This is a genomic window from Rhodococcus sp. 2H158, from assembly GCF_053764755.1.
Map to the genome: position 1 here is coordinate 109,012 of NZ_JBSNCE010000020.1, position 10,395 is coordinate 119,406.

Consider the following 10,395-nt stretch of genomic DNA (forward strand, 5'->3'; position numbering starts at 1 on the left):
ATGGCCGTCGGAATCGACGACAACGAGGATCTGCGTACGCTGCGGGTCGACGAGGAAGGCATCGCCGAACTCGTTGCGGCGCAGACCGAATGTACCTTCGCCTTCGGCACGGCGGCCGGGTGGCCCGCCGGGGTGGTGATGAGCTACCTGCACCACGACGGCCGGTTCTGGCTCACTGCCGCGAAGGACCGCACGCACGTACGTGCAGCGATGCGCGAATCCCGTGTGACGCTCGTGATCTCGAATGCCGGCACCGGCCTGCCCGGCAGGCGGATGCTCGCCGTCCGCGGCCGCGTCACCGTCCACGCCGACGCGGAGACCAAACGCTGGTTCTATCCGGCGTTCGCGGAGCGCCATGCTCCGACCGATCCCGCAGCCTTCCAGCGACTGCTGGACAGCCCCAACCGAGTCGTCCTGGAAGTCCGTCCCGTGCGCATCGCGGTCAGTCACGACTCGACCAGGATGCCGGGCGACGGACGCGGCGGCTCGCTCGGGCCTCGACCGAACAAGGAGTGAACGATATGACCGCGGATCCGGACTCCGCCTACGCCCATCTGCTCTCGCCGTTCCAGATCGGCCCGGTGAAGCTGCGCAACCGCGTGGTGCTGCCGCCGCACGCCTCGGCGATCGGCAACATCTTCGGGTCCGAGGCCGACGCCGAACGCAACCTCGCCTACTACGTGTCCCGGGCGAGGGGCGGAGCCGCGTGGTTCGACAGCCTCAGTGCCTGGGTTCCGAACACCGGTGTGATCCCGGGGTTCGAGCCCACCGGCGTCGGGGCCACGGTCGAGGGCCACTACAGCCTGCCGATCTTCGTCGAACGCGTACAGGCGTATTCCGATGCCCTGCACGCCGAGGGCGCGGTGGCGACGGGGCAGATGGTGCACCAGGGCGGCATGCCGCACGGTGCGTCGTCGGTCCTGAGCGCTCCGGTGATCAACAACGTTCCGCACAAGCTGAACCGGGACGAGATCGCCTACTTCGTCGGCCAGTACAAGTTCTGTGCGGAGCAGGCCCAGAAGGCACGCCTCGACGGCGTCGAACTCCACATGAACCACGACGATCTGCTCGAGTACTTCCTCTCGCCGCTGACCAACAAGCGCGACGACGAGTACGGCGGCTCGATCGAGAACCGTTGCCGATTCCCGGTCGAGGTGCTGCGGGCCATCCGCGACGTGATCGGATCGTCCATGGTCATCGGCATCCGGCTGAACCTGCGCGAGGAGGTCCCGGGCGGCTACGACATCACCGGGGCCATCGAGATCGCGCAGTACCTCGAGAGCACCGGGCTCGTCGACTACTTCCACGGCGTGGTGGGCAGCCCGTGGGGCAACCCGTCCTACATCCAGCCGCACTTCTACGAGGCCGGCCAGTGGAGCGATCTCGCCGGGCAGCTCAAGCGGGCGGTGTCGCTGCCCGTCGTGCACACGGGCCGCATCAACCACCCCGACGTCGCCGAACGGATCCTCGCGGCGGGCGACGCCGACGTCGTCGGCATGGCCCGCGCGCACATCGCCGAGCCGTCGATCATCGAGAAGGTGCGCACCGGCCGCGTCGACGAGATCCGGCCCTGCGTCGGCGGCAACGAGTGCATCAGCCGTCGCTACGTCGAGGGCCTGCCGTTCGGCTGCGCGGTCAACCCCGTCACCAGCAACGAGGTCGACGGGCCGTGGCCCACCGTGACCGACCCCAGGCGCGTGCTCGTCGTCGGTGGCGGCCCGGCGGGCATGGAGTTCGCGGCCCTGGCCCGGGAGAAGGGCCACGACGTGGAGCTGTGGGAGGCGTCCGAGGTGCTCGGCGGCCAGCTGCGCACCGCGATCAACGCGCCCACGTACGACATGTTCGAGAAGTACCTGGACTGGCAGCAGCGCCGGCTCGAGCGGGCGGGCGTGAAGATCGACTACCGGCACGCGGCGACGAAGGCCGAGATCGAGGCCGCCGGATTCGACGTGGTGGCGGTCGCCACCGGCTCCACCCGCCGGATCCCGGACATCCCGGGCGTGTACGGCGACAACGTCGCCGACATCCGCGACGTCCTGAACGGCGACGCCGCGGTCGGCAAGCGGGTCCTGATCGTGGCGCAGGACGATCACATGCCGCCGCTGTCGCTCGCCGATTTCCTCACCGATCGCGGTCACGACGTCACCCTCGTCTACGCGACTCAGGTCGCGGGCCAGTTGCTCGGCCGCTACATCGTCGGTGCGATCCTCGGGCGCCTCGACGAGAAGGGCGTGCAGTACCGGTTCATGGAGGACGTCGTCGAGATCACCCCGACCGGAGTGGTCACCCGCAACGTCTACTCCGGCCGCACGCACCGGGTCGACGGCTTCGACTCGGTGGTGCTCGCCTGCGGTGGCATCGGGGACGCGGACCTGTACGAGAGCATCAAGGACGGGCCGGCTGCAGAGGGCGAGCGGGAGGTGCACATCCTCGGTGACGCCTACGCACCGCGCCGCCTGGTGTTCGCCACCCGTCAGGCGTTCGCGCTCGCGAAGCTGATCTGACGGACACCACGACGGGGGTGCGGGCTTCGGGCCCGCACCCCCGTCGTGGTGTCCGTCGGCGATGAGCGGGATGTTGCTGCGTCGAGCGGGAGGTTGTCGTCGTCGCTTCTCGCATTTCGGCGCGAGATCCTCCCGCTCGGCGCGAGATCCTCCCGCTCGGCGCGAGATCCACCCGCGCGACACGAACGACGCAGCGAAACGCGCCGGGCGATCGCTGGTCGCGATCGTCCGGCGCGAGATCCGCCGCATCAGGTCAGGACGAATCCCTTGAAGTCGGCGTCCCGGACCTCGTTCCACGTCTGCTCGTAGAGCACGATGCCGCCGGCGTAGGGCATGAAGATCTGCGGCTTACCGGGCACGTTCGCGCCGCGGTACCACGAGCCGGACTCGCCCTGCGGCCACAGGGTCATGTTCGCGATCTCCTCGACCGTCTCGACCCATGCGTTCTGCGCTTCCTCGGTGGCCTCGATCGTGGTCAGTCCGTGCTCGCGCATGTGATCCATCGTCTCGACCGTCCATTCGACGTGCTGCTCGATGGCGGTCACCATGTTCGACAGCACCGACGGGCTGCCGACATTGGCGATGATGAACATGTTGGGGAAGCCGGCGGTGCCCAGGCCGAGGTGCGTCTTCGGGCCCTCCTGCCACGCCTTCTGCAAGGGCAGGCCGCCCCGGCCGCGAATGTCGATCTGGGTGAACGCGCCGGTGAAGGCGTCGAATCCGGTGGCGAGAACGACGGCGTCGAACTCGTACTCGGTGCCGTCGGCGAGATGCATGCCGTGTGCGGTGAAGCTGTCGAGGGGCTTCTTGCGCAGGTCGACCATTTCGACGTTGTCGCGATTGAAGGTCTCGTACCAGTCGGTGCCGACGACGGGCCGCTTCGCCCCCATCGGGTAGCCGAACGGCTTGAGGCTGTCCGCGACGTCCGGATCGTCGACGATCTCGTCGATCTTGGCCCGGATGAAGTCACACACCGAGTCGTTCGCCCGCTGGTCCACCATCAGGTCCGCAAAAGCGCCGAGGAAGGCGATTCCGCCGCCCTGCCAACGCGTTTCGTACTCGTTCCACCGCTCCTCGTCGCTGACGTCGAACGCGGCCTTGGGGTTGTCGTCGCGGATGCAGCCGGCGGCGGCGGTCCGGCAGGCACGGCGTCGCTCGCGGTAGTTCGCCTTGACGTTCGCGACGAACTCCGGGTCGAGCTTGTGGTTGCGGGCGGGAATGACGAAGTTGGCGGTGCGCTGCAGCACGGTCAGCTTGCCGGCCTGCTTGGCGATCTCCGGGATGGCCTGCACACCGGAGGATCCGGTGCCGACGGCGGCGACCCGGAGACCGGTGAAGTCCACTCCCTCCTCCGGCCACTCGCTGGTGCGGTAGATCGGCCCCTGGAACTTGTCGAGGCCCGGGACGTCGACGTCCTTGGGGACCGACAGGCAGCCGACGGCCATGAGGCAGAACCGTGAAACGTACTCGTCGCCCTTGTCGGTGCGGACGTGCCACTTCTGCTCGCCCTCGTCGAAACGGGCTTCGGTGACGGTGGTTTCGAGGCGGATGTCGCGGCGCAGGTCGAACCGGTCGGCGACGTGCGAGAGGTACGCCTGCAGCTCGGGCTGCGACGGGTAGCGCTCGCTCCACTCCCACTCCTGCTCGAGCTCCTCGTCGAACCCGAAGGAGTAGTCGTGGCTGTCCACGTCGCAGCGGGCGCCGGGGTAGCGGTTCCAGTGCCAGGTGCCGCCGACCTCCTCGCCCTTGTCGAGCGCGACGGCCGTGTAGCCGTGGCGGCGCAGCTTCCACAGCAGGTACAGCCCTGCGAAGCCGGCGCCGACAACGACGGCGTCGACCTCGATCGCAGCGGTGGAGGTGGGGGTTGCAGTCATCGGATGGCCTCTCTGACTGGGGGATTCGGTCGGATGTGCCGATGTCGCCGCCGGGCTCGCGGTTTCGGTGAGCCCGGCGGGAGCGCGGTGCGGCCGGATGGTCGTCCGCTCGCGGAAAAGTTTGTGACGGGTATCACTCTATCAATGCGAATGGATATAATCAAAGGTGGAGAGCGGATATATTTGGCGGGTATCTTCGCGCCACCCCCGCGTGCGGGGCCGTTTCCACACCCCCGCGTGCGAGGCCGTTTCCACACGGAAATCTCCGAATCCACCATGGAAAGAGGTCGACATGTACCGACTCGTCGCCGCGTACAACCACCCCGAGGATCCCGAGAAGTTCCTCGACCACTACCGCAACGTGCACTCGAAGCTCGCGCTGAAGCAGCAGGGGATCAGGAACTTCGAGTGGGGCGTGTGCTCCACCCCCGACGGCAGCACCCCGCCGCACTTCCTGATCGCGGTGTGCGACTGGGACAGCAAGGACGCCATGCTCGCCGACATGGCGTCTCCGGAAGGGCAGCAGGGCGCCGCCGACCTCGAGAACTTCGCGCAGGCCGGCGTCTCGTTCGACTTCTACGAGATCACCAAGGACATCTGATCCGAGACACGCGGCAGGGGTGGGGACCGCGAAGTCCCCACCCCTGCCGCGTGTGTTGCTGCTGTGCTCCGGTCAGGCGTCGAAGCCGTCCATCTGCGGGGTAGTGAGACCGGTGATGATCCGCTCGGCGATCTTCCAGCCGTCGGCGGTGCGGACGTAGCGGTCCTCGTTGAGCGCGATTGCCTTGATGGCGGCGCCGTTCTTCATCTCCGCTTCGGAGAAGACGTAGTTCGTACCGGTGGCGTGGTCGTCGTCCTCGAAGTCGATGACGTGGTTGGTGATGATGTGGAACTGCTTGTCGACTGCCTGTGCGTCCCGCTCGAAGAAGTCGAGGATCTGCTCGTGGCCCTCGTACCGGGTCAGGCCCACGGCGCTGGCGTCCCACGCTCCGTCGGGTGCGAAGGCGGACAGTGCCTCCTTGGGGTCGAAGCGATCGAGGCCACGGGCGTAGAGATGGGTGATGCGGATGATGTCGTTGATGTCGTCGGCGCGCATGTGTCGGTCTCCGATGTACTCGAGGGGCAGGGTCAGGGAACGGACGGCAGGTCGATGCCGTCCAGGTCGGCTTTGATCTGGAGGGCGAGGTACTTGTTGTAGATGCGGGCGAGGGTGAGATTGCCGCCGCTGAACCAGAATCCGTCGTGACCGGAACGTCGCCACACCGACCGGATCTCGCCCTCGTCGTCGAGGCCCCAGACCGGTCCGCATTTGTCGGCGACGGTGTCGCCCAGGATGCGGCGGGCAGTGTCGAGGATGCCCCGGAACCCGGTGGCGAACACGACGGTGTCGGCGGGCACGAGGGTGCCGTCCGACATGACCAGTCCCTCGGGAACGAACCGTTCCACGGTCTTCCCTGCGACCAGTCCGATCCACCCCTCGGCGATGAGCCGGGACGCTCCGACGTCGATGTAGTAGCCGCCGTTCCGGGTGAGGAAGAGGTCCATCGCTCCGGTCCCGCCGTCGCCCAGGTGATGACGGAATCCCCGGGCGCTCAGGGCGTCGAGCAGGTCGCGATCGATGTCGGCCATGGTCGCGACCGCGGTGCGCAGTCCGTCGACGAATCCCTGGTCCCGCCGCGCGAACGACGCGCCGACGAGGTCGGCGATCTCGGTGGGCGCGGTGTTCTCGCCGTAGGCCGGTTTCAGCATGACGTCGACCACCGTGGTGCCACCGACGACGTACGTCGGACCCCGCTGGACGAGGGTCACGTGAGCGCCGGTGTTGTACAGGTCCTGGGCGATGTCGTGGCCGCTGTTCCCGGTGCCGATGACGACGACGTCACGGCCGCTCCGTCGTGGGTCCGTCGTGTACCGGCCGGAATGCAGCAGCTCGCCCGCGAATTCTCCGGTCCCGGGGATATCCGGTACGAGCGGCTCGGTGCCGCTCAGGCCGGTGGCCAGGACCACGTGCTGCGGGCGCAGCACCCGCCGTTCACCGCCGCGGTCGAGCAGCACCTCCCACCGCTTCGTCGCGGGATCGTACGAGGCGCTCACGAGTTCCGTGCGGGTCCACACGTTCAGTTCCAGGGCTCGGGCATAGATTTCGAGCCAGTCGCCCATCTTGTCCTTCGGCGTGAACACCGGCCAGGTGGGTGGGAACGGCATCATCGGCAGATGATTCGACCACACGGGGTCGTGCAGCACCAGCGAGTCGTAGCGGTTGCGCCAGTTGTCACCCACGCGCTCGTTGCGCTCGACGACGAGCGCGTGGACGTTCATCGCCCCGAGGTAGGCGGCGAGCCCGAGACCGGAATGCCCGGCGCCGATGACGAGGACCTCCGGATCCCGTTCGGTGCACTCGCTCGCGAGGAGCCGACGATCACCCCAGTGGACGGTGACGCGTTCACCGGGTTCCGGGGCACCGTTCGGACGACGCTCTCCCACAGCCGGTTCGGCCCCGGCGAGACTGTCGAGCGCCGTCAGGACAGCCGTCGCGCGCCAGCGGCCCGCATCGTCCTGGATCAGTCGCGCGACGCCACGGACGTGTCCGAACCGGATGGTGAGACGGAAGAGCAGCTGTACGACCGGCGGGCCCTCGCCTGTCGGCAGCAGAGCCGGTGGTACGGAGGAATCGAGCGCCTCGTCGCGGACCTCGAGCTCCGCCGCGCCGGTGAGCAGCGGGCGGATCGCCGATTCGCCGTGCAGGCTGCGCAGATCGCCGGTGAAGGCGAGCAGGTCGCGCCACCACGCGTCCGTGGCGAGAGCGTCCGGGTAGTCGTCGGTGCTCCCCAATCGGAGCGCACCGGCGAAGTCCGCGAGCCAGCGTTCGGCGACCGCGGCGGAGTGGGCGGGATCGAGGCGCGGTGTGTCGAGTCGAGCAGTCATGTGGTCTCCCGTTCGTCCGGCCGGGTCAGCGGAGGGTGTAGCCGGCGTCGACCTTCAGCTCGGTGCCGGTGACGTACCGGGCCTCGTCGGAGGCCAGGTACAGCACCGCGTTGGAGATGTCGATCGGCTCGATCCACGGCACGGGCAGGACGTTGGTGGTGGCGAAGACCGGTGCGGCCTGTTCCTGGGTGGGATGTTCGACGTCCGGGAGGAACAGTCGGAAGCAGGCCTCGTTGAGGATCATGTTCGTGGCGACGCCGGTGGGATGCACGGTGTTGACGCGGATGCCGTGCGGACCCAGTTCCAGTGCGAGGGTGCGCATCAGGCCGACCACGGCATGCTTGCTCGCGGTGTAGGGCGCGACGTTCGGCGTGCCCTTCAGGCCGGCGGTGGAGCTGGTGATGACGATCGATCCCCCGGTGCCCTGTTCGATCAGGTGTGGGGTGACGGCCTTGCACGTGTGCCACACGCCCTTGAGATTGATGTCGAGGACGTCGTCCCAGTCGCGTTCGCTCACCAGGTGTGTCTCGTCGCCGAAGAGGAAGATGCCGGCGTTGGCGGCGACGATGTCGATCCGGCCGAGCTCGGCGATGCCCTCGTCGACCACGGCCTTCACGGCGTCGAAGTTGCGGACGTCGGCCTTGCGGGCGATGATCCGGCGATCGAGCGCCTCCACGGCGCGCACCGTCTCGGCCAGGTCGTCCTCGGTGGCGCCGGGGTAGAAGCGGGTGACGCTCTCGATGTCCTCGGCCACATCGAGAGCGACGATGTCGGCCCCCTCCTCGGCGAGGCGGATCGCATGGCTGCGTCCCTGGCCGCGGGCCGCGCCCGTGATGAAAGCGACCTTACCTGCTACCCGTCCTGTCATAGCTGCTCCTTCGGGGGCCGCCGACGGGCCCGATCCGCCGTCAGCGGTAGGTGTTCCAGGTGGGAGCCGACTCCGGATAGTCGGCCTCGGTGTATCGGGTCTGGGGCCACCGAATCCGTTTGGTGGTACGGAAACTCGAGCCCATCGACTCGAACGGTACCGCGTACATGAACGACACGGTGCGTCTTTCGAAAAGCCATGTGCCGTCCCGGCGCACGTATCGGTCGCGGTATCGGAACGCGGTCATCATCAGCGTGTCGTGGACCGCCAGTTCGGCGTGGCCGGTCATGATTCCGCTTGCGTGCGAGTCGTCTTCGATCGTGACGAGGTGGATCTCGGGTGTGTGCAGCATGGTGTGGTAACGGTCCATGCTGGAGACGTAGAAGGGGCGGATCTGCTCACGGCCGCGCAGCTCGGTGCCGGCGACCTCGAAGACACCGTCCTCGGTGAACAGCGACAGCACGGTATCGATGTCGTGGTCGTCGACGGCCAGGGCGTAACGTCCGGCCAGGTCCCGGATCTCGTCCTTGGCGACGAGGCGGCTCAGGGCGGCGGAATCGAGATCCGCGAGATTCGAGGCAGTCATCGGCTCTGTTCCTGTCGGAGGTACACGGATCGGGCCGGGACGGGGTGTGGACCCCGTCCCGGCCCGTGCGCCGGGCGCGAACGCACCCGGGGAATCGCGTCTGCCGATCTAGTCGTCGTACATGATGACGCCGCGAATGTTCTTGCCGTCGCGGAGATCCTTGAACGCGGTGTTGATGTCCTCGAGCTTGTAGGTCTTGGTGACCAGCTCGTCCAGCTTGAACTCGCCACGGCGGTACATGTCGGCGATGAGCGGGATGTCGCGGCGGGCCGTCGTGGTGCCGTACAGGGTGCCCTGCAGGCGCTTGCCCGACATCGCGAAGGTGAACAGGTCGAACGGCACGTCGCGCTGGGTGACGGGAGCGGCGGCGGTGAGCACCAGGGTGCCGCCGCGGCGGGTCATCTCCTGCGCCGGGTTGAGCAGGTGGCCGTAGGCGATGTCGACGGTGATGATGACGACGTCGGCGCCCTGCCCCTCGGTGAGCTGGTCGACGACCTCTCGGCACTGTTCGAAGTTCTCGGTGGCGTGGGTGGCACCGAAGATCTTGGCCTGGTCGCGCTTGTACTCGACGGGGTCGATCGTGACGATGTTCTTGGCGCCCTTGTGCCGGGCGCCCTGGACCGCGTTCATGCCCACACCGCCGGTACCGATGACGACGACGGTGTCACCGAGCTGGATGTCGGCCGCATAGACGGACGAGCCCCAGCCGGTGGGGACGCCGCAGCCGATCAGTGCGGCCTTGTCGAGCGGGATGTCCTTGCCGATCTTCACGCACGAGTCGATGTTGACCACGACGTACGGCGAGAAGGTGCCGAGGTAGGAGAACGGGCCGACGCCCTGGCCCCGGGCGTGGACGCGGTGGGTGCCGTCGGGTGCGAAGCCGCCGAGCACGCCGGCGCCCATCTCGCACATGTTGGAACGGCCGATGGTGCACATCTTGCAGTGGCCACAGGACGGCAGGAAGGACAGGACGACGTGGTCGCCGACCTCGAAGCCGGTGACGTCGGGGCCGAGCTCCTCGATCACGCCCGCACCTTCGTGCCCGCCGATGATCGGCGCCCAGTCGAGGGGGATGTCGCCGGTGTCGACGTGGTCGTCGCTGTGGCAGATCCCGGAGGCGGCGAGCTTGACCCGCACCTCCCGGCTCTTCGGGGGATCGATCTCGATTTCCTCGACGCTCCAACCGGACCGGGTTCCCGGCTCCCACAGCAGCGCTCCGATGGTCTTCATGGCTTCTCCTCGTGACGAACGGGGGTGAAGGCGCGAGCGGCGGCCGGCGTAGGGCGCCGGCACGGGCTCGACGGATGTGATCGCTATGAATGCATGTGATCACTATCACCATAACCATATGCATGGATATAAGCAATAGCGGTGTCATCGGAGTGCGCCGGACCTCGGGAACCGGGACGCCGGTCGTGAATCGAACCGGAAACACGGCGGGCCCGCCCCGAGACGATGCTCGGTGCGGGCCCGCGCGGGTCCGTGTCGCCGGACGGCGGCGACAATGGTGTGTTCAGCCGCCGAGCGCCTGGTTCCAGGGCAGGACCTGGCTCAGGAGTTCGGGGAACTTGCGCTCGGCATACCGGACGTATTCGTTGATGTGGTCGCGCATCCGGTCCTCGGACAGGTCCGCGTCGT

The 10,395-nt window shown here is 67.7% G+C and carries 9 protein-coding genes; 3 read left to right on the forward strand and 6 right to left on the reverse strand.

The features are described from left to right. Positions 1-516 (forward strand): pyridoxamine 5'-phosphate oxidase family protein, encoded by a 516-nt coding sequence (locus ACWPOB_RS19870; RefSeq protein WP_455401850.1) that lies wholly within the window; start codon positions 1-3, stop codon positions 514-516. A gap of 5 nt (positions 517-521) precedes the next feature. Continuing rightward, a complete protein-coding gene (locus ACWPOB_RS19875) occupies positions 522-2,504 on the forward strand; it encodes an oxidoreductase (RefSeq protein WP_455401851.1) in 1,983 nt (660 codons plus the stop codon). 248 nt (positions 2,505-2,752) lie between these two features. On the opposite strand, the gene ACWPOB_RS19880 is transcribed toward ACWPOB_RS19875, so the two are convergent. Then, complete coding sequence (locus tag ACWPOB_RS19880) at positions 2,753-4,378, reverse strand: flavin-containing monooxygenase (protein WP_100055887.1); 1,626 nt, start codon at positions 4,376-4,378, stop codon at positions 2,753-2,755. 292 nt (positions 4,379-4,670) lie between these two features. Between ACWPOB_RS19880 and ACWPOB_RS19885 the strand changes: the two genes are divergently transcribed. After that, the gene (locus ACWPOB_RS19885) at positions 4,671-4,979 is read left to right on the forward strand and encodes an EthD family reductase (RefSeq protein WP_100055886.1); all 309 of its coding nucleotides are present in this window, start codon (positions 4,671-4,673) and stop codon (positions 4,977-4,979) included. A 72-nt stretch (positions 4,980-5,051) separates the two neighbouring features. On the opposite strand, the gene ACWPOB_RS19890 is transcribed toward ACWPOB_RS19885, so the two are convergent. The 5 genes from ACWPOB_RS19890 to ACWPOB_RS19910 all read right to left on the reverse strand — a co-directional run bounded on the left by ACWPOB_RS19890 (position 5,052) and on the right by ACWPOB_RS19910 (position 9,987). Continuing rightward, on the reverse strand, positions 5,052-5,474 hold the full coding sequence (locus tag ACWPOB_RS19890) for a nuclear transport factor 2 family protein (RefSeq protein WP_455401852.1): 423 nt from the start codon (positions 5,472-5,474) through the stop codon (positions 5,052-5,054). A gap of 32 nt (positions 5,475-5,506) precedes the next feature. Then, positions 5,507-7,303 (reverse strand): flavin-containing monooxygenase, encoded by a 1,797-nt coding sequence (locus ACWPOB_RS19895; protein ID WP_455401853.1) that lies wholly within the window; start codon positions 7,301-7,303, stop codon positions 5,507-5,509. A gap of 25 nt (positions 7,304-7,328) precedes the next feature. Beyond that, on the reverse strand, positions 7,329-8,171 hold the full coding sequence (locus ACWPOB_RS19900; RefSeq protein WP_100055883.1) for a mycofactocin-coupled SDR family oxidoreductase: 843 nt from the start codon (positions 8,169-8,171) through the stop codon (positions 7,329-7,331). Positions 8,172-8,211: 40 nt separating this feature from the next. Then, positions 8,212-8,757 (reverse strand): nuclear transport factor 2 family protein, encoded by a 546-nt coding sequence (locus ACWPOB_RS19905; RefSeq protein ID WP_100055882.1) that lies wholly within the window; start codon positions 8,755-8,757, stop codon positions 8,212-8,214. 108 nt (positions 8,758-8,865) lie between these two features. After that, positions 8,866-9,987 carry an NDMA-dependent alcohol dehydrogenase gene (locus ACWPOB_RS19910; RefSeq protein ID WP_100055881.1) on the reverse strand — a complete coding sequence of 374 codons (1,122 nt, stop codon included), beginning with the start codon at positions 9,985-9,987 and terminating at the stop codon, positions 8,866-8,868. Positions 9,988-10,395: the final 408 nt, after the last annotated feature.